The sequence below is a fragment of the Microcystis protocystis FBCC-A270 genome (assembly GCF_050500235.1).
GTDB classification, from domain to species: Bacteria; Cyanobacteriota; Cyanobacteriia; order Cyanobacteriales; family Microcystaceae; genus Microcystis; species Microcystis ichthyoblabe_A.
Map to the genome: position 1 here is coordinate 2,124,168 of NZ_CP191407.1, position 24,580 is coordinate 2,148,747.

General features: G+C 42.9%; 22 protein-coding genes and 3 pseudogenes. 14 read left to right on the forward strand and 11 right to left on the reverse strand.

From position 1 onward, the window contains the following. Positions 1-8: 8 nt before the first annotated feature. Positions 9-1,298, reverse strand: coding sequence for a glucose-1-phosphate adenylyltransferase (locus ACQY1X_RS10400; protein WP_288125502.1), 1,290 nt, complete (start codon positions 1,296-1,298; stop codon positions 9-11). A gap of 206 nt (positions 1,299-1,504) precedes the next feature. Here ACQY1X_RS10400 and ACQY1X_RS10405 point away from each other — a divergent pair, with 206 nt between their 5' ends. Next, positions 1,505-2,869, forward strand: coding sequence for a hypothetical protein (locus ACQY1X_RS10405; protein ID WP_043998533.1), 1,365 nt, complete (start codon positions 1,505-1,507; stop codon positions 2,867-2,869). Between the two features lie 196 nt (positions 2,870-3,065). On the opposite strand, the gene ACQY1X_RS10410 is transcribed toward ACQY1X_RS10405, so the two are convergent. Beyond that, entirely contained in the window at positions 3,066-4,568 is a 1,503-nt protein-coding gene (locus tag ACQY1X_RS10410) for an ABC transporter permease subunit (RefSeq protein WP_430015653.1), read from the reverse strand. A gap of 202 nt (positions 4,569-4,770) precedes the next feature. Here ACQY1X_RS10410 and ACQY1X_RS10415 point away from each other — a divergent pair, with 202 nt between their 5' ends. The 5 genes from ACQY1X_RS10415 to ACQY1X_RS10435 all read left to right on the forward strand — a co-directional run bounded on the left by ACQY1X_RS10415 (position 4,771) and on the right by ACQY1X_RS10435 (position 9,047). Further along, positions 4,771-5,526 (forward strand): amino acid ABC transporter ATP-binding protein, encoded by a 756-nt coding sequence (locus ACQY1X_RS10415; protein WP_002741419.1) that lies wholly within the window; start codon positions 4,771-4,773, stop codon positions 5,524-5,526. A 333-nt stretch (positions 5,527-5,859) separates the two neighbouring features. Continuing rightward, positions 5,860-6,210 carry a hypothetical protein gene (locus tag ACQY1X_RS10420; RefSeq protein WP_036395550.1) on the forward strand — a complete coding sequence of 117 codons (351 nt, stop codon included), beginning with the start codon at positions 5,860-5,862 and terminating at the stop codon, positions 6,208-6,210. Positions 6,211-6,289: 79 nt separating this feature from the next. Then, positions 6,290-7,801: an AAA family ATPase gene (locus ACQY1X_RS10425; protein WP_016514970.1), complete on the forward strand. Its 1,512-nt coding sequence runs from the start codon at positions 6,290-6,292 to the stop codon at positions 7,799-7,801. 135 nt (positions 7,802-7,936) lie between these two features. After that, positions 7,937-8,290, forward strand: a complete 354-nt coding sequence (locus ACQY1X_RS10430; protein ID WP_002731874.1) for a DUF1257 domain-containing protein — start codon at positions 7,937-7,939, stop codon at positions 8,288-8,290. A 100-nt stretch (positions 8,291-8,390) separates the two neighbouring features. Continuing rightward, entirely contained in the window at positions 8,391-9,047 is a 657-nt protein-coding gene (locus ACQY1X_RS10435) for a class I SAM-dependent methyltransferase (RefSeq protein ID WP_002756909.1), read from the forward strand. Between the two features lie 245 nt (positions 9,048-9,292). On the opposite strand, the gene lysS is transcribed toward ACQY1X_RS10435, so the two are convergent. From lysS to ACQY1X_RS10460, 5 genes are all read right to left on the reverse strand, one after another. Next, on the reverse strand, positions 9,293-10,897 hold the full coding sequence (gene lysS, locus ACQY1X_RS10440; RefSeq protein ID WP_430015654.1) for a lysine--tRNA ligase: 1,605 nt from the start codon (positions 10,895-10,897) through the stop codon (positions 9,293-9,295). A 962-nt stretch (positions 10,898-11,859) separates the two neighbouring features. Beyond that, positions 11,860-12,639 carry an HNH endonuclease gene (locus ACQY1X_RS10445; protein WP_002776793.1) on the reverse strand — a complete coding sequence of 260 codons (780 nt, stop codon included), beginning with the start codon at positions 12,637-12,639 and terminating at the stop codon, positions 11,860-11,862. Positions 12,640-12,679: 40 nt separating this feature from the next. Beyond that, positions 12,680-13,765, reverse strand: coding sequence for an alanine dehydrogenase (ald, locus tag ACQY1X_RS10450; RefSeq protein WP_430015655.1), 1,086 nt, complete (start codon positions 13,763-13,765; stop codon positions 12,680-12,682). 83 nt (positions 13,766-13,848) lie between these two features. Further along, positions 13,849-14,151 (reverse strand): DUF3181 family protein, encoded by a 303-nt coding sequence (locus ACQY1X_RS10455; protein ID WP_002734773.1) that lies wholly within the window; start codon positions 14,149-14,151, stop codon positions 13,849-13,851. Beyond that, positions 14,144-14,398: a hypothetical protein gene (locus ACQY1X_RS10460; protein ID WP_002732278.1), complete on the reverse strand. Its 255-nt coding sequence runs from the start codon at positions 14,396-14,398 to the stop codon at positions 14,144-14,146. Before ACQY1X_RS10460 ends, ACQY1X_RS10455 begins: the two co-directional genes overlap by 8 nt. 61 nt (positions 14,399-14,459) lie before the next feature. On the opposite strand from ACQY1X_RS10460, the pseudogene ACQY1X_RS10465 reads away from it, so the two are divergent. From ACQY1X_RS10465 to ACQY1X_RS10475, 3 genes and pseudogenes are all read left to right on the forward strand, one after another. Continuing rightward, positions 14,460-14,683: pseudogene (locus tag ACQY1X_RS10465) on the forward strand (IS1 family transposase); the annotation flags it as partial. Between the two features lie 143 nt (positions 14,684-14,826). After that, positions 14,827-15,813 carry a tRNA dihydrouridine(20/20a) synthase DusA gene (dusA, locus tag ACQY1X_RS10470; RefSeq protein WP_185237777.1) on the forward strand — a complete coding sequence of 329 codons (987 nt, stop codon included), beginning with the start codon at positions 14,827-14,829 and terminating at the stop codon, positions 15,811-15,813. Positions 15,814-15,828: 15 nt separating this feature from the next. After that, positions 15,829-16,641: a DUF362 domain-containing protein gene (locus ACQY1X_RS10475; protein ID WP_430015656.1), complete on the forward strand. Its 813-nt coding sequence runs from the start codon at positions 15,829-15,831 to the stop codon at positions 16,639-16,641. 283 nt (positions 16,642-16,924) lie between these two features. Here the strand turns inward: ACQY1X_RS10475 and ACQY1X_RS10480 are convergent, their stop codons facing one another. Then, positions 16,925-17,275 (reverse strand): Rieske (2Fe-2S) protein, encoded by a 351-nt coding sequence (locus ACQY1X_RS10480; RefSeq protein WP_002731942.1) that lies wholly within the window; start codon positions 17,273-17,275, stop codon positions 16,925-16,927. Between the two features lie 8 nt (positions 17,276-17,283). Continuing rightward, complete coding sequence (locus ACQY1X_RS10485; protein ID WP_002793930.1) at positions 17,284-17,865, reverse strand: DUF1997 domain-containing protein; 582 nt, start codon at positions 17,863-17,865, stop codon at positions 17,284-17,286. A gap of 243 nt (positions 17,866-18,108) precedes the next feature. Between ACQY1X_RS10485 and ACQY1X_RS10490 the strand changes: the two genes are divergently transcribed. Continuing rightward, positions 18,109-18,567, forward strand: a complete 459-nt coding sequence (locus ACQY1X_RS10490; RefSeq protein WP_430015657.1) for a response regulator — start codon at positions 18,109-18,111, stop codon at positions 18,565-18,567. Here the strand turns inward: ACQY1X_RS10490 and ACQY1X_RS10495 are convergent, their stop codons facing one another. Then, positions 18,568-18,750, reverse strand: a complete 183-nt coding sequence (locus ACQY1X_RS10495; protein WP_430015658.1) for a hypothetical protein — start codon at positions 18,748-18,750, stop codon at positions 18,568-18,570. Positions 18,751-19,088: 338 nt separating this feature from the next. Between ACQY1X_RS10495 and ACQY1X_RS10500 the strand changes: the two are divergent. Beyond that, a pseudogene (locus tag ACQY1X_RS10500) lies at positions 19,089-19,502 on the forward strand (hydantoinase B/oxoprolinase family protein); the annotation flags it as partial. A 224-nt stretch (positions 19,503-19,726) separates the two neighbouring features. Here ACQY1X_RS10500 and ACQY1X_RS10505 read toward each other — a convergent pair. Further along, positions 19,727-20,949, reverse strand: a protein-coding gene (locus ACQY1X_RS10505) for an ISAzo13-like element ISMae28 family transposase (RefSeq protein ID WP_420065268.1) whose coding sequence is annotated in 2 segments (ribosomal slippage) — positions 19,727-20,469 and positions 20,469-20,949 — 1,224 coding nt in all. Because the reading frame shifts where the segments join, the coding sequence is not laid out codon by codon here. A gap of 150 nt (positions 20,950-21,099) precedes the next feature. Here ACQY1X_RS10505 and ACQY1X_RS10510 point away from each other — a divergent pair. The 3 genes and pseudogenes from ACQY1X_RS10510 to truB form a co-directional block, all read left to right on the forward strand. Continuing rightward, positions 21,100-22,260: pseudogene (locus ACQY1X_RS10510) on the forward strand (hydantoinase B/oxoprolinase family protein); the annotation flags it as partial. A 127-nt stretch (positions 22,261-22,387) separates the two neighbouring features. Then, complete coding sequence (tsaD, locus tag ACQY1X_RS10515) at positions 22,388-23,434, forward strand: tRNA (adenosine(37)-N6)-threonylcarbamoyltransferase complex transferase subunit TsaD (RefSeq protein ID WP_430015659.1); 1,047 nt, start codon at positions 22,388-22,390, stop codon at positions 23,432-23,434. A gap of 90 nt (positions 23,435-23,524) precedes the next feature. Further along, complete coding sequence (gene truB, locus ACQY1X_RS10520; RefSeq protein WP_316577754.1) at positions 23,525-24,406, forward strand: tRNA pseudouridine(55) synthase TruB; 882 nt, start codon at positions 23,525-23,527, stop codon at positions 24,404-24,406. The last annotated feature ends 174 nt before the right edge of the window (positions 24,407-24,580 follow it).

Below are 24,580 nucleotides of genomic sequence, written 5' to 3' on the forward strand. Positions count from 1 at the left end.
CTGATAGATTAAATTACCGTGCCGTCGGGAATAGTGGCATTTTTGAAAATAACCACGATGCCGCTGCGAACATAGAAACCTAAATCTTCGCGATTAGCTTCTTCCACACGATCTTTGTTAACAATTAAAACATTGGAACCAATGCGAGCATTTTTGTCCACAATTGCCCGACGAATAGTGGAACCGGGACCGATACCCACGGGAATTTTGGCATTTCCGATCAGACTTTCCCGTTCGGGGAAAGACTCATAAAAGTCGGCTCCCATCAGCATTGTATCCTCGATCGTGCAGTCTTTGCCGACTCGACTACGAATACCTAAAATCGAGTGATGGATGCGAGATTCTTTGAGAATACAACCTTCAGAAATCATCGATTCTGTCACCGTACAATTGAGCATTTTTGTGGGTGGCAGATAGCGAGAACGGGTATAGATGGGGGCTTTTTCATCGTAGAAACTAAAGGCGGGATTTGGTTGTTGGGTCAAGGCGAGATTAGACTCATAAAAGGCTTCAATCGTCCCGATATCCTCCCAGTAACCCTTAAATAAATAAGCCTGAAGATTGTAGTCTTTAGCCGCCGAGGGAATAATTTCCTTGCCGAAATCGGTCTGTTCTTTATTGGCATCGAGCAGATCGATTAAAACATTCTTTTTAAAGACATAAATTCCCATGGAAGCGATGTAGGGACTTTGACGAGCTTGGTCGGGACTTAAGCCTAAAATCGTCGTATCTACCCGCATTCTTTCCAATTCTGGCCCTTTGGGTTTCTCATAAAAATCGACAATTCGCCCCGAATCATTAATTTTCATCACCCCAAAAGCGGAGGCCCGACGTTCATCGATGGGAACCACCGATAAAGTGATATCGGCGTTGGTTTCCCGATGGCGTTCGATGAACTTACCGTAGTCCATGCGATAGAGATGATCTCCGGAGAGAATTAGATATTCATCGATATCCCAATCCTTCATCGTCCAGATATATTGTCGTACTGCGTCGGCCGTGCCTTGAAACCATTGAGGATTTTCCATGGTTTGTTGAGCCGCCAAAACTTCCACGAAACCATCGCTAAAACCCGTAAAATTATAGGTACGATTGAGGTGACGATTGAGGGAAGCGGAATTAAATTGCGTCAACACATAGATTTTGTCAATCTGGGAGTTAATACAATTGCTGACGGGAATATCGATTAAGCGATATTTTCCCGCTAGGGGGACGGCAGGTTTTGCCCGCAGTTTCGTTAACGGATAAAGGCGAGTTCCGGCCCCGCCACCCAAAATAATAGCTAATACTTTTTTCACGCGCGTAACCCTCGCGATTGGCAGTTTCCTTCTCAAAGTAAGTGTAGGATGATAGCGCACCTTATTGATAGAGGGGAAACAAAAATCTAGATCCAAAAGTCATCAAGAGGGAATTGATCGGAGTCTTTGCGGATAAATTCGCTAAAATCATGAATTTTTGGGCTAAATCATTAATATTCACCTTTTTTCTCCCTTTACCGTACCTGGTGACTGCCACGGTGACGGGCGATCGCTGTTCTTGGTTAGCCCAAGGTTCCGATGTACAGACTTTCGGTAAACAAGGTCAAAGTGGGAAAGCTGGCAAGATCGGCGGCCAAGGCAAAAATAGTGACAGTTTAACCCTTTTTCTCGATGGTTCTCCCCTAAAACTCGATATTTCAGGACAAAAAGGGGTCGATGGTGAAAATGGCGGCAATGGCAGCGATGGCAACTGTAGCGGTCAACCTAGCAACGTCACCAGAAATCTTCAGGCGGCCGGTGGTGGCAACGGTGGCAATGGGGGTAATGGTGGTGATGGGGGCAATGGCGGCGCTTTAACCCTCTATGCCACTAATTTAGATTTTTTAAGACAAGTAACGGTCAATGCTGCCGGAGGCGCTGGGGGTTTTGGGGGTCAAGGAGGTCAAGGGGGCAAGGGTTGTCGCTGTTCCCAACCTTTCTGGACAATTCAAACCTGTAGCGGTAGGCCGGGTGATGCCAATTATAGCTGTACCACCAGAGAATTTAGCTGTCAGGACGGTCTGGATGGGGCGACGGGTAATAGTGGTCGTAACGGTCGCGAGGGACGTTTAGGACAGTTAACTTTAATTCAAATCGATCGCCCTTTAACTGCCGATCAACCGAGCGCAACTGTTCCCCTTTCGGAGTTAAAAGAACGGGGTTATATTCTCTCTAAAAATAGTTGGGAAACTCGCACTGGGGCAATGTCTTTATTTTCTCCCGGTTCCCTGATCGATGATCAATATCGGATTTTATTAGATCGATCGGAACGTTCTTTTATTTTAATTTGGAATGCCCCCCAAGAGTTTAACCGGTTTGCTAATCAGCGTTTTACTTTAACCCTTGATGCTCAAAAGGAAATGAAGGTAACTGTCCCCAGTGAACTCTGGATCGAGGGAACCACTCAAAAACGCAATAATGTTACGGAATTTGTCGTTTATAATGCTGTTTTTGAACGAGATGTCACCCAATTAGAAGCAAAAGGTATTACAGGAAATGGTACTGATTTAAGGCTTTTTCTTGAAGATAAAGCTTCCCAATCGAATTTAATTGGCACTAAATTTAAACTGCGTTATCGCGTCACTCGTTGGCAAGCAGACGACCTGCAAACCAGTCCCAGAACTGATTTTGTCACTCGCTATGAAGGAGATATGCCTGCTAATTTAATCCGACAGGAGGGCAATCAATTTATTCTGGATATCGGTCAATTACCCTTACCTGTGGAATCCTTGCGATCGGGTACGGGGGTAGAAATCGAGTTACTTGCTACTCGTTCTTTTGCCGGTTATTCCAAAGAACAAAAAATCGTCATCCGCGACACGATTAAAGGGGCAAATATGCCACGGAGATAAGTCAAAAAAGTTCCCTTCTCCTTTCTCCGGTGCAATGTTAAGTAGGTAGGCGTTAAAAATTATCAACTTACCTCGTCTATATTTCACATTTATTCAGCAAACCCTATCTAACTACCTCTTGCCCCTTGCCTATCCTAACCAAGAAATTAATTTTGCCCTATTACTTATCAGTTCCCATCTGTTGCGTCTAAGCTTTCTATTCCTGTTTAGATTTATGTAGGGGATCCATATAAATCTCTAAGCGCTTAAATACCACAGAGGAAAGGGTAGTTAAAACCAAATAAACTACAGCAACAGCGATATAAATCTCGAAAGCTTTATAGGTAGTGGCCACCATTAATTGACCTTGCCGGAATAATTCTTCAAAACCGATTACTGCCGCTAAACTGGTATCTTTAATTAGGGTGATAAATTCATTCCCCAAGGGCGGCAACATCCGGCGAAAAGCTTGGGGAAAAATCACCTCGTGCATGGTTTGCACTGGGGACATCCCTAAACTAGAACAAGCTTCCCATTGACCATTATCGATCGATTGAATACCGCCGCGCATAATTTCAGCTAAATAGGCCGCTACATTTAAACTTAGGGCAAATAGGGCCGCCGGTAAACGATCTAAGTCGATATTTAAGCCAATTTCTCGGAACAACCCGGGCAAACCAAAATAGATCAAGAATAATTGCACCAGCATCGGTGTTCCCCGAAAGAAATCCACATAGATGCGGCAAATTATTTTTAACCATTTGTAGGGAGAAATCAGGGCAATAGCCACTAAAGTTCCACCGATTAACCCGAAAAGAAAAGACAGAACCGTTAACAGAATTGTCCAGGGAACCCCTTTCAAAATCAGGTTATAGAATAATTCTCCCCAGTTAAACCTCGATTCCTGTAAATTCTTTAAAGCTGGGGCAACTAAGGGTAATTCTGGCGGTTTTTCTCCAAACCATTGCCTAAAAATAACATCGTACTGACCACTTTCTATAACTCGACCGAGAGCATCATTAATTAATTGGAGATAGGGGGAATTTTTGGGTAAAGCAATGCCGTAGAATTCCTCCGTTAATAATTCTCCGACCACCTTTACTCCCCTTAAACCCGCTTGTTTAATTGCATACAAAGTCACGGGTTTATCGTTAACTACCGCCTCAACTCGACCATTAATTAATTCCTGCAAAGCTAAAGCGGCCGAGTCAAATTGACTAACTGTTGCCCCCGGTATTTTTGTCGCTTCTAAGGCTCCTGTTGTGCCAATTTGGACGGCAATTCTTTTGCCTTTTAAGTCTTCAAAATTTTTAATCGTCTTATTATCTTCCCGAACAGCGATCGCTAAACCAGCCCTAAAATAAGGTCGAGAAAAAGAAATCGCTTGAGCGCGTTCGGCGGTGATGGTCATGCCACTAATAGCGGCTTCCACTGTTCTCGCTTGTAGAGCCGGAATAATGCCATCAAAGGGTAAATTTCTAAAGTCAATGTTGAGATCGGCTTCCTTGCCAATCGCCCGCATTAAATCGATATCAAACCCAGTTAATTGTCCCCCTTGTTGAAATTCAAAGGGCGGAAAAGTCGCTTCTGTGGCGACTCGAAAAGGATTAGGAGGAGTCTGAGAAAAAGCCGGAATAACAGTTAATCCGAGCGCTAAAACTAATCCTAACAAGGCAAAGATAACTCTCTGTACCGCCCGCCCTCGCCAAAATTTAATCATTTTTTAATTGTTTCTCCTTGATTTTTTCGCTCAACTAAGTTAGTAATTTCGTCCTACTTCCCACCCAAGACAGATGTAGAGAGACTATTTGAGTATTATGATTATTCCTCTTGATAAAATGTCGTCAAGGATACAATCTGGCAGAAACTAATCTCGATACCTTTATACAGACAGAATGTAAAATTTTTTACGAGAGGACATCATGACCACTACCACCCCTGTGATTGTTAGTGAAGGTTTACGCAAAAGTTACGGCTCTTTAGAGGTACTTAAAGGAGTTACAGGCACTCTTTATCAAGGGGATGTGGTATCGGTAATCGGTCCCTCTGGCTGCGGCAAAAGTACCTTTTTACGCTGTCTCAATCGTTTGGAAACAATTAACGGCGGCCGCTTGGAGGTGATGGGAATTGACATCTCTTCCCCGAAGTTAAATCAATCCGTCCTCCGCAACTTACGCAGCCGGGTAAGTATGGTGTTTCAACACTTTAATCTTTTTCCCCATCTCACCGTTTTACAAAACTTGATGTTGGCCCCCAAGCAAGTGTTACACCACTCGGAAAATGAGGCTAAGGATACGGCAATTCATTATCTGGAAAAGGTGGGATTAGCACCAAAAGCCGATGTTTATCCCGACCAATTATCGGGAGGCCAAAAACAACGGGTGGCGATCGCTCGCAGTCTCTGCATGAAACCAGAGGTGATTTTATTTGATGAACCCACTTCGGCCCTAGATCCGGAATTAGTCGGGGAAGTGTTAAACGTCATGCGTCAATTGGCCGATGACGGTATGACTATGGTAGTCGTCACCCACGAAATGCAGTTCGCTAAGGAAGTCTCTAACAAGGTTTTGTTCTTTAATCAAGGTGTGATCGAAGAAGCAGGCGATCCCGACACCTTTTTTAATAATCCCCACAGCGAGCGCCTACAAGCTTTTTTAAGTCGCATCAATAGTAATTAGGGTTGGCTGAATTCAGGAGGCAAAAGACAGGAGGCAAAAGGCAAAAGGCAAAAGGCAAAAGGCAAAAGGCAAAAGGCAAAAGGCAAAAGGCAAAAGGCAAAAGGCAAAAGGCAAAAGGCAAAAGGCAAAAGGCAGCTTTATTCTCCCCACACCCCACACCCTACACCCCACACCCTACACCCCACACCCTACACCCCACACCCCACACCCCACTTCCCCAACAATTGTAAAGAAATGTTACAATTATGCCGTTATAACAGCTTACCATCTTGACAGGAGAGAAAGACAGTGGTTATAGTAGAGACACATACCCGGGTAAACCAATTTAGTGATATGCAAGACAAGCAAAAAGTCACACTGTACCTTCCCCCTGGAGTCCATCGTCAACTGAAAATCAAAGCCGCGATCGATGAAGAATCGATGTCAGGGCTGGTGGAAAAAGCGATCGCTTTCTACCTAAAATACCCCGAAAAGGTAGAAGAAATCGAAGCCGCCGCCTACGGCAAAACCTATCAGGTTCATGTCTGTCCCGAGTGTGATGCCGCGTTAGTGATGAAAGAAGATCGGCTAAGGTCGATCAAACGCCAGCCCGCAATAGTGGGCGACGAGTTCCCGCTCGAAGTTCCCGAACCCGTTGGCGTTCAAGGAACCACAGAAGGAGAAGCAGCCTTAGTTCCCTGCTAAACTCTCAGTAGCCGAACAAGGCATCTACAGCCATCAGCCGCCCAAGGTCAAAACCGTTACCACAAATAGGGTCGATGTTATGAAAGAAGAGCTAGGAATTCTCGTCAAGGCTCAGTATCCCCTGATTTACCTCGTCACCTCCGAGGAGGAAAGGGCGGAAGAAGCCATCAGCAAAATAGCCCAACTAAATACACAACATCGACGGGTGTTTGTCTGGACTGTCACCCACGGCATGATCGAACTGGGTCAACCGCGCCAAACCAGTCAACATAATACCGTGTCGCCAGAAGCGGCGATCGAATGGGTAGTGCGTCAACGGGAAGGGGGTATCTACATCTTTAAAGACCTGCATCCGTTCATCACTTCTGCTCCGGTGACTCGCTGGTTAAGAGATGCGATCGCCAGCTTTAAAGGAACCGAAAAAATCATTATTTTAATGTCTCCCCTGCAAGAAGTCCCCATAGAACTAGAGAAAGACGTAGTAGTTCTAGATTTTCCCCTGCCGGACATGGGAGAGTTGGATACGGTTCTCTCGCAACATCTAGGCAAAAATCAAAATCGTCGTACCACCACAGAGGTCCGGGAAAAACTGCTGAAAGCGGCCTTGGGTTTAACCAAAGATGAAGCCGAAAAAGTTTACCGCAAGGCTTATGTAAAAGCGAACAAATTGACGGAAGACGAGGTAGAAATCGTCCTTTCCGAGAAAAAACAACTGATTCGCCGCAACGGAATTTTAGAATACATTGAAGAGGACGAGACCATCAATGCCGTCGGCGGTCTGGAAGAACTAAAAAAATGGTTAAAACAGCGCTCGAACGCCTTTACAGAAAGAGCCAGAGGTTACGGACTCCCCCAACCGAAAGGAATGCTAATTTTAGGAGTACCGGGCTGTGGTAAGTCCTTAATTGCCAAAACCACCTCGCGCCTCTGGAGTTTACCGCTCCTGCGCTTAGATATGGGACGGGTTTACGATGGTTCCATGGTGGGACGGTCCGAGGCCAACCTGCGTAATGCCTTAAAAACTGCCGAATCCATCTCTCCGGCCATTCTTTTCATCGATGAATTAGATAAAGCTTTTGCCGGTGGTACAGGATCCGCCGATTCCGATGGGGGAACCTCTAGCCGCATCTTCGGCTCCTTCCTGACTTGGATGCAGGAAAAAACCTCGCCCGTCTTCGTTATGGCCACAGCTAACCGGATTGAACGGCTACCCGGGGAATTTCTCCGCAAGGGGCGCTTCGATGAAATCTTCTTTGTCGATTTGCCCAATTCCGAAGAAAGACAAGATATCTTTAATATTCACCTGACTAAACGACGCTCCGACATTTCTCGCTTCGATTTGGAGCAGTTAGCCAAGGTATCCGATGGGTTTTCCGGTGCGGAAATAGAACAGGCGCTGATTGCCGCCATGTATGAGGCCTTCGCCCAAGATCGCGAATTCACGCAATTAGACATTATTGCGGCGATTAAGGCGACTCTGCCCCTATCTCGCACCATGACCGAACAGGTAACTGCCCTGCGTGATTGGGCCAGACAACGCGCCCGACCTGCTTCGGCCTCCGTCGCTGAGTACCAGCGATTGGAGTTCTAACAGACTTTCGCCCGCTCCCAACGGGATGAAAGGCTAGTTCTCAGGGACTAGCAATGCCTCGAAAAGCCGCTTGGCGGCACTCTTTAACTCTCAATCTGTTGTTGTTAATTCTTAATCTACAAAGAGGAAATTCCAATGTCTCATTTCAGCACTCTCCGGACCAAAATCACCGATGCCGAAATCCTCAAAGCTTCTCTCCGCGACCTCGGCATTAGCGTGAAAACCGAAGCTGATGTTCGTGGTTACAACGGTCAACGGGTTCGCTCCGACATCGTTGCTGTTCTCGATGGCGAATATGATCTCGGTTGGTCCCGCAATACCGACGGCAGTTTTGATTTAATCGCTGACCTCTGGGGTGTGGCCAAAAAACACAATCAAACCGAATTGATCAACTCGATCAACCAAAAATACGCTGTGAACAAAACCCTATCCGAAGTGAAACAGCGCGGTCTGCAAAACGCTAACGTTAAGCTAGTCGTTCAAAGCTAAGATTTACAGCGCGTTCCCAAGCCTAGGGGTTGACCAGTTCGGTTAACCCTTTTTTCTGTCTGTGGGGTATGTTAAGAATAGTAAAATTAACTTGACAAAAATGCTCCGACCCGAAGAAAGAACCAAACTCGATCCGACGAAAGACAGCGATTTTTATGCTTTTCCCCGCTTTGTCACCCACGTGGATGAGGGTTTTATCGATCGATTAACCGCTCTCTACCGAGAGATATTATCGCCGAATACGCGCATTTTAGACCTGATGAGCAGCTGGGTGTCCCATTTACCGGAGGAGATGGAATTTGAGCATATCGAAGGTCACGGGATGAATGGGGAGGAGTTAGCCAAAAATCCCCGCTTGCATAGTTATTTTGTCCAAGACCTGAATGCACAGCCAAAATTGCCCCTAGGGGATAGTTCTTTTGATGCGGTGTTAATCACGGTGTCGGTGCAGTATTTGCAGTATCCAGAGGCGATTTTTGCGGAACTGTATCGCATTTTAAAGCCTAATGGTCTGGTGGTGGTCAGTTTTTCCAATCGGATGTTTTACCAAAAAGCGATCGCTGCTTGGCGCGATAATAGCGATTTAGGCCGGGTAGCGTTAGTGAAATCCTATTTTAAATCGGTGGCGGGATTTAGGGAAGTACAGGCGATCGTTCGTCCTGCTACTACCCCCAGTTTCCTGCAAATGTTAGGAATTATGGTTGCTGATCCCTTCTATGCAGTGATAGGAAAAAAAGAATCTTCTCTAGGATTATAATCACCGTTAACAATCAGAGGGCTATTCCGATAATATCTGTAATTCGTTGGAATAGCCTATTTGATCTCTCCTGGTTTGTTGTTCACTTGTGTTGGATGTAATTCCTCCGCAAACTGTAAACTAAAAGATTTGTGTAAATATTGCCAGAGGATTTCACGAATATTTGCAAGAATATCTCGATCTACAATATCAACTGATAATGCAAACTGGAGTAGGTACTCTCTAAAGCTGTTGAACAGCAATAATTACCTCGAAATCGTTGGCATTTTTTCAAGAAAACCTACTACATTTTTTATTCTATCAATCACAAAATCACGCTCTAAATAAGACAATAAAGCTCCAGCTTTTGGCCCACGCTCTTTACCTAAGAACGATAAATAAACAGCTTTAAATGCAAGGGGTTGCTGCATTTCTAACTCTTTTGCTGTTGCAAATAAAGTTGTTTGCAATTCGTCAGCTTCCCAAACCTTAACATCTGTCAAGCTATGAGTTAGCTGTCTGAGATAAGCAACCTGCTCCTGAGTCAAGTCCCTAACTTTCTCAGGAACCCTGTCAAGATAAAGAACCAATTTCTCTTCTTCGTCAGCATAGTCCGCCAACCATTTTTGGGCAACTGAAATCCTTTGATTGGCAATTTGCCAATCATATTCGTTTAAAGGCTGAGTACTACGTTTTTCAATCTCTTGACGAATATCGAGGTGAGGCACTTGCAGTAAAGAAATCAGCGTGCTGAGATCAACAGGATGGTAAGGCTTAATCACTCCATCAAGTTGAGAGTAAAATAATGGCATTAACTCTTCAGGCAAAGCAGATTCTTGCTGGGCATCTGCTGATAAAGCTTGATACTTATCAGCTAGAGAATCGTAGTCTCTAAATAGCCTGGTTGTCGTTTCATAATTGGGCGCAAAGTTAATAACTGTCTTAGGCTGAGTTCGTAGCATTAAAAATCGAAGTAGCTCAGGAGGAAGTAACTCAGCGATTTCTTTGGCGCTTGAACCAACCCCCTTTGATGAACTCATCTTCGTGCCATTGACCAAAATGAATTCGTAGGGTGAATGGAAAGGTGGCTGTTTTCGTAGCACTTTTCGACAAATTGCATTCGCAACATCTCTAGATCCTCCTTTCTGGGAGTGATCTTTACCCGCAAGCTCAATGGTGATTCCCAATAAATCCCACTTTGCCACCCACTCAACTTTCCAAGGTAATTTACCATTGCCATTAAAAGGAGAAACCCAGCCTGAATGACCACAACCTTGAACCCAATCCGTTGCATCAGGTTTGCAAGTGTAGAAAACTTCTGACCCGTTATAATCTGACACAACCGTTGTTGCAATCTTGCCGCAATTTTCACAAGCGATCTGAAAGGGATACCAGTTATCTGGCCGACGCGCTTTGCTCACCTCTAGATAGGCTTCTCTGACCAAATGAGCGTTTTTGAGGAAGGTATCAATGTAGGAATTCAAGCGACCTGAGCGGTATAGATCACGCAAATAGTAAACCTCTGGTCTAACCCCCAAATGCTCGAAAACCTCTAGAAACTCCCCCATGAAGTACTTTGCATAATCGCTGGCACTATTGTCCGGTGAAGGGACATTGCAAAGGGGAAACCCTAAGTAAGGTGCAAACTTCTCTCGATCGAGATAATGGGGAACAGTATCAAGTGCATCATAATCATCAACACCATAGAGGAATTTCGATGATTTACCACCATGTTTCAAGGCTCGATCAATCACATCATGGATCACAACCCCTCTCAACGATCCAACATGAACTCTTCCAGACGGTGTTTTTGAATCGTTGACAACTTGGTTTCCTTGTGCATCCGCAGCAATTTTGTCGGCCCAAAACATGAATTAACCTTATGTATCTACAGTTTTTACATTTTACATTCTAAAGGAATATCTAACACTTGACATAGTGAGTTATCTGGAGTAGGTCGAGATGAGGTGTAAATCTTTGGCCTGGGTTCAGGGGGTCGTCTTCTTTGTGCCATCTAATTAAAGACAAGATATCTTTAATATTCCTCGACTTCCCCCGTATAAACATACTAACTATGGCTAAAAGTCTTACAGAGCCTGAGTTAAATCAACACAATACTAATGGACTACTGGACACAAAATCCTGAAGTCTTTACGCGGATAGGGTTTGAGGCAAAAACTTTCAAATTTGACCTTTGGACCGTTATAGCTTGTTTCGGGGCAGAAAACCAGCAAAAACATGGCTACAGAGGGAATCGCTTACTCTAGAGATTAATGACACTATCTGTTACCATCAGGTTAGGGATCACTATACAGCCAACTCTACGGAATCGCTCTACTCCAGATACAGTCAATGGTACAGCGGCTCGACGGCCCAACTGAGCATCGCCGAACGTCCATTTTTAAGCGAAAAATGTACCCAGTAGCCTCTTGGCAATTTTTTCTGAGAAGCGACCTGCAGTAAGGGTTTTGTTGATTTTTTAGTATTTATGTATGGGGAAGTCCAGATATATTTTCAAATCCTCGAATAGCAGATTTTTTATTAGTTATATAAATAAGTAGTCGTGCAAAATTAATTTCCTAGTGAAGATAGGCAAGAGGCAAGAGGCAAGAGCGGGGTTAGATATGTGTAATTAATTTTGCTTAGGTACTTATGTTGATCAATATTCTTGATTTCCTTATTTTTGAGAAAAATATAGATAACCGCATAGGTCAGAAATGTTGAATCCTTAGATAAAACTTTATACACAAGCTGAAATTGCAAAAGTGTTTTAGAAAAACTCAATTATAAACAAAGTAGTGCAATTGAGAATTTAACTTATCTTATCCTATTTTTAGCCCTGAAATATATGATAGCGATGATAGTTTAAAAAATCCAAATCCGGTGAGAAGCGATCGGGAACATTTAAAGTTTTACCGCGATAGTTGATAAAATTTAGTTCTAACGTCTCGCTACCTTGATCCTGAGCCTTTTTTTCGATCTCATGGCCAATAATTAATCTTAAATCCTCGTCGAAACTAATTAAACCTCGATCGAAAGCAGTATCATGAGTACGAGCTAGGCACAGGCCATTATGAGGGTTTAAACGCTGTTCGGGAAATTGACTCCAGGGTAATATATGACTAGCTGTTAGTAAGAGAGGAATGGGATTTCCTGTAATACAGCAACGATAGTTATATAGGGCTAAAATTGTCTTTCTAAAAAAGTTTTGTCCGATTCTAACTTTTCTGATTGCCTCGGTTTCTGTTTTGATATTTTCCGAAAAATCAAGTCTAGTAAAATCCTCTTGCTGTTCGTTGATAACTCCTAAAAGAACCTGTAATTTTTCCTCACTTTCTAGGGCTAATTCTGTCCAGTTATCCTCGAACTCCTGCCAGATTTGCCGATCAGCTTTACTGATACCTTTTAACCCCTGTACTCCTCGCAATTGATGCCTGGGATCGAGAGAACCAAAATTACATAATTTCATCACCAGGGCCGATGGTGTTCGCTGTAACTTTTCAGCGACTTCGATAATAACAGGATTATTGGTGTGGAATTGTCCATAGGGAAATTTATAGTATAAATTGAGAGCGATCAGCAGCTCATCCCTTGTCCATAAATTCTTAGTCATAACCCCTAGAAAATACCACCATCAGCCCTGAAATTACTGCTCAAATCAAATCGGGAAAAACTTCGCGCACTGCTGGATGAATTAACCGATGATTGGCGACATTTAACCCCTTAGCGAGGGAAACATCTTGATCCAAAGCTTTTACTCCATGGTCGGCTAATTTAATAACGTAGGGTAGGGTACTATTATTTAAAGCTTGAGTTGCCGTCCAGGGTACTGCTCCAGGCATATTAGGGACACCATAATGTACTACTCCCGACTCCAAGTAAGTCGGTTGACTGTGGGAAGTGGCCCGCAGAGTTTCCACGCAGCCCCCTTGGTCTACTGCCACATCGACAATTACAGAACCAGGGTTCATTTTGGCGACTAAAGAGCGAGAAACCAGCGTCGGCGCTCGTTTTCCTAAGACTAGCACTGCCCCAATCAATAAATCGGCCCTAGGAACCACATTTTCTAATTGTGCCGGGCTACTATAAAGCAATTCTACCCTGGAACCGAATAAAGTTTCTAAATAGGCCAAGCGCTCGACGTTAATATCTAAAATAGTTACTTTTGCCCCCATACCGATGGCAATTCTGGCAGCTTCCGTACCCACCACACCCCCGCCAAGGATAACCACTTGTCCAGGACTCACCCCGGGGAAACCCCCCAGTAAAACTCCCCTACCTCCCTGTTGTTTTTCCAGATAGCGGGCCCCAAATTGTACCGAAAGACGACCGGCAATAACACTCATGGGAGTCAAGAGAGGCAAGCGACCATCAGCAAGCTCGACCGTTTCATAAGCGATCGCAGTTGTTCCCGACTCAATTAATGTTTCCGTTAAATAGCGCTCGGCTGCTAGGTGTAAATAGGTGAATAGGAGAGCTTCCTTATTTAAAAAGCCGTATTCTGCCTTAAGCGGCTCTTTTACCTTGATAATTAGCGGTTTATCCCAAACTTGTGCCGCTTTTTCCACAATTTTGGCCCCGGCTTTTTGGTAATCCTCATCGCTGAATCCAGCACCCAATCCGGCGGCCGTTTCCACGAATACCCTATGACCGCGATCATTGAGTACACGCACACTACTGGGACTTAAACCGACGCGAAACTCTTGATCTTTAATCTCTTTGGGAACACCTATTTCCATGGTTTGCTTCTGGGGGACTATTTCTAACTACTTTAGCCTGTTAGTCCTAGTCTGCGAGTAATCAGGCATACTATTTGGGAATTTTAGCGACTTTTTTGGTATTCTTCCAGCAAATCGATTAAATCCACCTGACATTTGGTGGGTAACAAATCCGCTAGAGAAACTTGCAGATGACCACCTCCGAGGGTGACTTTTATCTCCCGCAGGAGAGACATGACTGCATTCTCACTTAAACTGTCGTTTTCGAGCAAAGGGAAGACTTTTTCGGCAACGACGCTGTGTAAATGGGCCTCCCGGAGATAGAGATGCCATTTAGCCACGTCAATGTAGATATTGTCGCCGATTTGGGCGGCCAGATTTTCGATGTCCTGAGTTGTGTTAGCCATGGGGTGTTACCGAGTAGTTAGCGATCGCCGCTATATAAATCAAATGTCCCACCAATAGAATAGCCCAAATTCCCGTGAACAGATTCAACCAAGTCCAATCGGAAAATTTAATGATATGAAAAAACCACAACCCTGAATTAATCGCTAAAAAAGCCGCCACATGAACGGCGAAATTCATGCGATCATCTAAACGTCGGAAAGCGGGATCGTTTTTGCGATCGGGTTGACGGGGCCAACGAGGAGGCATAAGCAGTGATCAGTTGTCAATTATCAGTTATCAGTGTACCGGTTTTTTAGCCAATAGATAACGTCATCGACTGGTCGGGAAAGAAACTGGTCAAACTAATCCTATTGAAAGATTAAATAATACCTTTCGACAAAGGATTTCTCGGCTGGTGAGAGAGAGTCTATCTTTCTCTAAAAAAATGGAGAATCACCTTGAGGAACCCTTTGGTATTTTATCCATGACTACAATGCACAGCAAAGCAAAGGATTAAACCGCCATCACTACTACCGAATCACCAGCCACTAGGAAATTTATTTTGCACTACTACTTAACCAGTAATATTAGATAGTCAACTTACCAAAAAGCTTTAAAATATCTTGGCAGGAAGACTGTTTATTCTTTGGGGAAACCCAGAGAATGTCCCGATCAGCAAAAAAATCAAGGGAAAGATGGGCAGTATTTTAAGTGTGGCGCCGATGATGGATTATACCGATCGCCATTTTCGCTATTTTTTGCGACAAATTAGCCGTCGTCCCCTTCTCTACACGGAAATGATCACGACGATGGCGATTAAACACGGCGATCGCTATAAGTTGCTGGGGTTCTCCCTAGCAGAAAAACCTCTAGCTTTGCAGTTAGGGGGTGATAATCCCTATCTTTTGGCAGAATGTGCTAAAATAGCCGAAGATATGGGTTATGACGAGGTAAATCTCAATGTGGGTTGTCCTAGTTCTAGGGTAAAAGAGGGCAATTTCGGTGCTTGTTTGATGGCTAACCCGGAATTAGTTGCGAGGGGAATATCGGCAATGAATCAAGCTGTATCGATTCCCGTGACTGTAAAACAGAGAATTGGCATTGATGATCAGGATAGTTACGAAAATATGGCGAATTTTGTCCGTATTGTCGCGGATGCGGGTTGTCAACGTTTTACCATCCATGCGCGGAAAGCTTGGTTACAGGGATTAAGTCCCAAGGAAAATCGCACCGTCCCCCCCTTACGTTACGATGATGTTTATCGCCTAAAAAATCAGTTTCCCCATTTGTTTATTGAGATTAATGGCGGTATCATTAATTTAGAACAGGCTAGACAACATTTACAATTAGTAGATGCAGTTATGATCGGTCGGGCAGCCTACGATAATCCCTATTTATTTGCCACAGTCGATCGAGATTTTTATGGGGAATCGGTTACTCCTCCTACCCGGGAAGAAGTAATCAAAAAAATGCTTCCCTACATCGATGAATGGGTGAGTAAAGGTTATAAATTACACCAGATCAGCAAACATCTTTTACAGCTTTTTGCCGGTCAGCCCGGAACTAAAGCCTGGAAGCGTTATATTAGTGAAAATAGCCATTTTCCTGGGGCCGATTCTGGGGTAATCTGGCAAGCTTTACAGCAGGTAAACTCCCTAAATGATCTGGCCAATTCCCATTAATTTATTTTCTTTTCTATGATTACCCAATCCTCAATTACTGCCGGGGTAAAAAATTCAGCTATGGCGGATTTTGTTTATCAACCTCCCCCGGCAGCTATCACAGCTAAACGTATTTTAATTAAACCTAATTTAGGTTATCCTGTGCCACCACCAGTAACGGTTAGTCTGCCGGTATTAAGTCAAGTTTTGCGAGGATTGAGGGGGGTAAATCCCGGGGCAGAAATTATCTTATTAGAGGGAGTTTGTTCGGCTACTTCTTTAAGAGAAATTATCGATATTTTGGGTGTAAAATCTATTCTCGATCCTGGAATAACTATTCTTGATGCTGATAGTTTACCCCAGCAAGAATATCCGAATCTTTCCCCTTTTCCTGTCCGGTTTCCCTCGATGTTTGCCCCTAAAATTATCGAAGAAGTGGATTGTCGGATCACGATTGGAACCCTAAAACGCACCCATTTAAAGGATAAACCCTTGATTTCTGCTTCTTTAAAAAATCTCTATGGACTCTTTCCCCGTAGTCATTATAAAGCCCGTAGTCCCAACTCGCGGGGGCAATTACATCGCCCCTCCGTACCGCTAATTTTACAGGATGTTTATTTTTGTATCGGTCATCTTTTTGATGGGGCAGTGGTGGACGCTAATCTCAAATATTTTAGTAGCAATTGGCGACCGGATCGAGGAAAATCTATTCCTCTGGGTCAAGTGTTTTGGGGTGATGATATGATTAGCGTTGATCGCAGTGCTTGCCTGTTAGGTAATGAACCGATGCCGAGTTATTTAGATGCGATCGATTTGCTTCGTTCTCAACTTTTAAACGGAACCAATTAAAGTTAATAATTTTTGGCTAAAATAGGCAAACACTTGTATTAAATAAGCTCTGGCTTATTATTTCTACTGCAAAGCCTTCCACTCCTAGGCTGACATGACGGTATTTTATACTAAATCCTGTTTAAAAAATATACAGGAGAGTGGGGATCACCGGAGCGGGGGGAACAATCCATAACTGGGTTTTTACGGAAGCGAGCGAGGTAGGGTTTGGCATTCTCCAAGATTACCCCATTGTCGAGTGAACTGCTCTTTAGATTGCCCAAAACCCCCCCTCGGTGAGCGGTTATGCGTCTATCCAGATGCTGCCGTCTTCGATGCGAAGGGGATAAACGGGTAAAGCTTGGGGTTGAGAAACTGCCGCCATCGCTTTGTTAACCACAGGGGGCCAGGTAATCCAATCTTTGACAGCACCGCTACAGAGATCAAAAGAACTACGATGCCAGGGACAAACGATCGCGCCGTCTTCGGTAATTTTGCCCTTCGTCATCGATAATTTTAAATGAGGACAACGATTACCGACGGCGTGGAATTGACCGTTATTGTTAATCAACAGAATGGAATTTTCCCCCACTTTTACCACTTGACGGGCGCCGGGGGCAAGGGAATCTACAGATAATACTTTTGTCCAACTCATATTTTTATTTAACTAAGGGAGAGATCGAGAATCGTTTCGGGGTAATTTTGGGCAATAATATCCTGTTTAGCCCATTGTTGGTAATCTTGCAACAATTGACTCATTAAACGCTGTTTAATCCGCAATAAAACCCCTTTTAAGAGACTATTGCCGGCGATTTCTAACAGCGGACGCGGGGTTAACCATAATGGTGGTGGTAAGGCGACTTTCACCTCAAGATTGGCTTTCCCCGCTAGATAGGTTTGATTATTTTTTTCCACAGGAGCGAGTTTGCCTTGAACATTGAGGCTAAAGCGATCGTTGATATAATCAATACCTTTGATCTGACAGTCTTCTGATTGCAAAAATATCGTCCCCTCAGAGGTAGCCCAGACATTAAGAATAACCGTGGGCTGAAAATAGTACATATTCAAGAAGTTTAGGGGACGCATTTTTAGGCGAAACCGATTCTCAGATAGGTGTTCTGTTAGGCTAGTCTCAACGATAGCCTGTACTAATCTTTGCGGTTGGCGCAGATAATGCTGAATCGGGATGGTTTGTTCAGCAACAACAATTTCTAGGGATTCGGCAGCGGTAAAAGTTACTTCCATACGTTGGTTATCTTAAATTTGTCTCCCTTCTTAATTTTACTTTACAAAACTTATACTTTTCGACAGTCCAGATGTAGAAATTTTATCGCTAAGAGGGGACACAAACCAGATTTTTGCCCAAAGTTAGGCCTTTTTCAGTGATCAGTGATCAGTGGGGGGTTTAAGTCAACAGTGGGGGTGATGGGGAAGTGGGGTGATGGGAAGTGTCGTGAAGTGAAGGCCAAAAGACTAACAGGCTCTACAATGATGACAAGTGAGACCTCTAGGGAAAGGAAAATGATTATAACAAAGCCGAGAGAGCCAATTAAAGTCTTAATTGCCGACGACCACGAGCTAACCTGTTTAGGACTCAAGACTTTAATTTCCCAGCAGCAGGATTGTCAGGTGGTGGGAATTGCGGTTAATGGTCAACAGGCGATCAACTTGGCGAAAAGTTGTCAACCAGATGTAATTATTTTAGATATACAGATGCCTGTCTTAGATGGACACAGTGCCGCTATTCAAATCAAACAATTCGACCCTTATATTCGCATTATCGCCTATAGTTCCTTGCCAAAGCTTCCAATGGAAAAAAATAATCAAAGTATAGCTTTTGACCTATACTGCTCTAAAGATATATCTTCCCAAGCTCTGATCAAAGCGATCGATGACTTGGGAAAATTAGCACAATCGGACAAAGATCAATTCCGTCGAGTCGGATAGTTAACTAAGTTTTTCTTCAGGAAAAGTTGCTTGAAACTCATCGAGTAATTCATCCAACTCCTCAAGAGCTTGATTAACATCTAATCTCAGGCCGCCAATGTCGGGTTTATCGCGCAATTGCAGTAAATAATGGCGTTTATTAGCCATTTGTTGCACTTTATCGATCAAGCTGGTTTTATCCATAATTCACCCTCTGGTACTGACTGCGATTATATCTCAGTCAGCCCGTATCAGTGGATCTGCTCCAAAAATCAAAAATCTTCTCTTGGGTGAGGAGACAGGAGGTTCCCAGGCTCTCTTGGGTTTGGTGGGTAAAATGTGTTCTAAGATATAGTCTGGCGAGCAAGTGGAATGAACCACAGAGACACAAAGGACACAAAGATCGCTCCTATGCAAGTTAAACTGATCACACAAAGAATAAGAGAGCCACTCCGACAGAGGAGGATAAAAAAGACAAGAGACAGCTAACTGATAACTGATAACTGATAACTGATAACTGATAACTGATAACTGATTTTCCTATGTCTCCTCTAGATTCTCATTGCACAGAAATAACTACCGTTGCCGATCCTATTTATCTAGAAATCTTTAAAAATCTCTATCAATTTATTGCCGAAGAAATGGGGATTACTCTCCAAAATACGGCAGCAAGTGTCAATATTAAAGAGCGCCTAGACTTCTCCTGTGCTATTTTTGATGAGGTGGGAAATTTAATCGCTAATGCTCCTCATATTCCCGTCCATTTAGGCTCTATGTCCGATAGCGTTAAAAGCTTAATTCAGGATAAAGGTGAGACGATTCGTCCGGGGAATGTTTATCTGGCTAATAATCCTTATAATGGCGGTACTCACCTGCCAGATGTCACAGTAATTAGTCCTATTTTTGACCGCCAAAATCAGGAAATATTATTTTATCTTGCCTCCCGGGGACATCAAGGGACTTCCAGAGAATAAAATACCCAACAAAAAAATAGAAAAGTGTTTTTTTGAAAAAGTAATTATTTTTGTCTAGGAAAACAAAGAGTCTCCCATTACAACCTATTTTTCCGAAAAAAAAATAGCAGCATAAACTTTTATACTTCCGAGCTTTTTCGAGTATAACAAGGACAAGTTAAAGAATCAAATACAGTTTTTAGCTAACCATCTTAGTTAACTACAAACTAGGTCTTATCATAATAAATATCAATAAACCATTGCCCCAAATCGGGAAAGTCTTGATTCGTTGATTCTGTGAGACGTTCGATTTTTTCTTCGATTTTTTCCATGGCTTTTTTAGTAAGCTTTACTCCTTTTTCGTAAGTTTCAGTAATCAACTTAACAATCGGGTGTTTTCCTTTCCAAGTCATAGTTTGGGCGAATTTCAAAGCTGTTTCGATTTCATCTAAAATACTCCCATTCCAATGGTTTTCTAACACAGCCCAGGTTCGTTCAATAGGATTATATTTACTATGGTAGGGGGGATAGTAAGCTAAACGTATATTAACTTGATATTTTTGGGAAAACTCAACTATACGTTTCATAAACTGAGTTCGTCTCGAATTATTTTCTGATCCATTATCTTGATTAATTATCAAAGTTTTAATTTTCTCAAAACGAGATTTTTCAGATTCCCAGAAATCCTCTAATATATCAACAATAAAGTCACTGGTGACTGTGGAGGTAGTGAAATACAAAAACAACTCATCAAATTCTGGAATAAATATTCCGTAAGGGGTTAGGGTTGTTTTCGGATTAAAATCATGATCGTTTGTTTCGACAGTTATTCTATTTTTACCTCCTCGATCAAACAGTCCAATATTAACACGGGCTTTGGCATCTAAACTAAGACGTAACATCGTAGGGTCTTCATCCGCTTCCCGATTAATGTTAGCTAATTCCTCAAAGATTGCCTCGGTTTCTGGAATTTTTTTTGAGGTAAAACTTTAGCGACTCTTTTCAGACGATAACCTAAGTTATTTAATTTAACCCGAATAGTTTCCTCGCTCGGTAAATCCTCATCACTGTACCCATATTTAGAGATTAATTGCTTTCGGACTTCGGCCGCACTCAGTCTCACATAAAGCCTTTGGCTTTTAAAACTTGGGTCAGTTTGGCTTTGAGAATCCACTAAATTTTTGATGTTTTCCAATAGAAAAGGTAAATGTTCTTCTGCTTTTTTCCGCCCCTTAGCTGAATGATTATCAACACAAATAATGCCTCTTTTTAGTTCTTTAATTCCTTTACGAATAGTAGTTCGATTCCAGCCTAACTCCTGTGCAGCAAGGGTTTGTCCCCCATAGCCTAATTCTAAGACTGTTTGCGCCATGAATCTTCTTTTAGCTGCACCTTTTAATTGAAGTGCAGTTTCACTGAGCAATTTCTTGAGGGAATCAGTTAATTCCATATATTCTTAAAAAGAAAAACTTGATTAATAATGTACAGGATTAATTCTACTACAAAATTGGAAGGAGGGGGCAACCATCGATCCCTACCTCCCACACTCCGAGAATGATTATTATTCTTGAGAATGAATAGTTTATTTTTTGGAAGTCCCCAAGCTGATATCGGTGGCATTACCCCCGGTTCTATGCCTCCCCACTCTGTCCATATTAGCGAAGAAGGAATTTTATTCGATAATTTTTTGCTGGTAGCGGCGGGACAGTTTCGGGAACAAGAATTAATTAATCACTTAACTAATAGTCCTTTTCCTGCACGCAATATCGCCCAAAATATTGCCGATTTTCAGGCACAAATAGCTGCTAATGCCAAGGGAGAAAGAGAATTACATAATATGGTTGATCGCTACGGATTAGCTATGGTTAAAGCCTATCAACAGTTTGTTCAAGATAATGCCGAATTAGCAGTTAGAAAAGCTATATCTGTCTTAAAAGATGGTGAATTTACTTATTATCTGGATAACGGTGCTGTCATCAAGGTCAGAATTACCATAGATATTGATAATTGTCAAGCAACCATCGATTTTACTGGCACATCTAACCAGTTAAATAATAATTTTAATGCACCCCTAGCAGTGACAAGAGCGGCGGTTTTATACGTTTTTCGTACCCTTGTGGAGGAGGCAATTCCTTTAAATGCGGGCTGTTTCAAACCCCTCCATTTAATTATCCCATCTGGCTGTTTTCTTAATCCCGTTTATCCAGCGGCCGTAGTAGCAGGAAATGTGGAAACTTCCCAGGCCATAGTTAATGCTTTATACGGTGCTTTACGCATTCAGGCAGCCAGTCAAGGAACGATGAATAATTTCACTTTTGGCAATCAAAAGTACCAATATTATGAGACTATTTGTGGCGGTTCTGGTGCGGGGGCAAATTTTGCGGGAACTGCTGCCGTACAAACCCAGATGACTAATTCCCGTCTCACCGATCCAGAAGTATTAGAAATGCGTTATCCTGTGTTAGTAGAAAGTTTTAGCATTCGCCCCGATAGTGGCGGTAAGGGACAATATTCTGGAGGTGATGGTGTGATTAGAAGAATTAAATTTCAAGAGTCCATGACTGCTAATATTTTATCGGGTAATCGCCAGATTCCCCCCTTTGGACTAGCGGGAGGAAAAGCAGGTAAAATAGGACGTAATGCCGTGGAAAGAAACGATGGAACTATTGAAGAATTGCCTGGTACTGCGACTGTAGAAATGAACCCCGGTGATATTTTTATTATTGAAACCCCCGGCGGTGGTGGCTATGGAAATTGTTGAACGATAACTTTAATTTTAATTAAGTACCTAAGCAAAATTAAGTAAGTGGTTATAATTAAATTAAAGATGGAACCCCCCTTAATCCCCCCTTAATAAGGGGGGTGTCTGACGATTTACTGATTAATTTATGACAATTATCTTAGCGATCGAAACCAGTTGCGATGAAACGGCTGTGGCTATTGTTAACAATAACCAGGTGTTGAGTAGTGTGGTTTCTTCTCAAATTGATCTCCATCGTCCCTATGGCGGTGTTGTGCCAGAAATGGCCTCCCGACAACACCTAGAAACCATTAGTTTTTGTCTAGAAAAAGCTTGGCAAGAAACGGGGTTAACTTGGTCAGAAATTGATGGGATAGCCGCCACAGTTGCTCCCGGTTTAGTAGGTGCTTTAATGGTGGGAATGACGGCGGCCAAAACCCTGGCTATTATCCACGATAAACCCTTTATCGGCATTCATCATCTCGAAGGTCATATCTATGCTTCCTATCTCGCTGAATCTGATCTTAAACCTCCTTTTTTATCTCTTTTAGTCTCCGGGGGTCATACCAGTTTAATCCATGTGCAGGCCTGCGGTAAATATCAACAATTAGGAACTACTAGAGATGATGCAGCTGGAGAAGCTTTTGATAAAGTGGCACGATTATTAAACTTAAGTTATCCCGGAGGTCCGATCATTGATCGCATTGCTAAAGATGGTAATCCCCAAGCTTTTCCCTTACCTGAAGGTAAAATATCTTTACCAACCGGCGGTTTTCATGCCTACGATTCCAGTTTTAGCGGTTTAAAAACTGCCGTTTTGCGCTTAGTAGAGAAATTTGAGCCAGATAATTTACCTGTAGCTGATATAGCCGCTAGTTTTCAAGATACGGTGGCCAGAAGTTTAACCCGTCGGACCATCAATTGTGCCTTAGATTATGGCTTAAAAACTATTGCGATCGGGGGAGGAGTAGCTGCTAATAGTGCCTTAAGAAATCATCTGGAAACTGCCGCCAAAAATCATGATTTAACCGTCTATTTTCCGCCACTTAAACTCTGTACAGATAACGCCGCTATGATTGCTCGCGCTGCTGTTGATCATTATGATCTTGGTCATTTTTCTGACCTTTCTATCGGTGTTCGTTCCCGTTTACCTTTAAGCGAAGTTATGCAATTATATAATACGTCAGATTTTTAGCTATCAGCCGTCAGTATTCAGAATTGAGGAGATTGCTTTTATCTATTCTCCCCGTCTCCCCACTTCATAATTCATAATTGATAATTCATAATGTTTGGCTTTTTAAATCTCAATAAACCCCCCGATTGGACTTCTCATGATTGTGTGGCCAAAGTCCGAAAAATTCTTAAGACAAAACGAGTCGGCCATGGCGGAACTTTAGATCCTATGGCTACGGGAGTTTTACCGATCGCCGTCGGGTCTGCCACCCGATTACTGCCTTATTTACCCGAAAATAAGGCTTATCGGGCAAAAATTCAGTTAGGACTCAGCACCGATACCGATGATATTACGGGAAAAGCGATCGCTACTTGTCCCTGTGCCGATTTAACTTTAGAGGCAGTTAAGCCTCATTTAGCGGAATTTATCGGTAATATCGCCCAGATTCCGCCAATGTATAGTGCTATTCACCAGGATGGTCGCCGTCTCTACGAATTGGCTCGCAAAGGGGAAATAATCGCAGTGGAGCCTCGTCAGGTCAAAATTGACCAAATTACGGTTTTAGGCTGGTTAGAGGGCGAATTTCCGCAAATAGAGCTAGATATTCACTGTGGATCGGGGACTTATATTCGTTCTTTGGCCAGAGATTTGGGGAAGGTGTTAGCTGTCGGTGGCACTTTAGCCGGTTTAACTCGCACGGAAAGCTGTGGTTTTCAATTAGCTGATAGTATTAATCTGGAAGCTTTAATGGCTAATTCTGAGGGTTTAATTTCGCCTCGCATTGCCTTGGCGCATCTAGACTGGATTTCTTTGACATCAGAAAGAGTTATCGATTGGTTTCACGGCAGAAAAATTAATCTCACCGATGCAAATGTTATAATCAGTTCTCTGGTTGCTGTGGAGTCTTTAGAGGCTCAATTTCTCGGCATTGGTGAGATAGTTGTCGCAGAAGATGAATACTATCTACAGCCTAAAATAGTTATTCAGCAATAGGGTTAATATATGGGTATATCTCAGTTTTGTAGAAATGTCTATATTACATTTTGAGCGCAGGCCATTGGCGTAATAATATTATTGTAGGGGCGAATTGCATTCACCCTATTGTAGGGGCGAATTGCATTCGCCCTCTGGAAAGAGGCAACAGGAAAGGGAAAAATATGTATAATT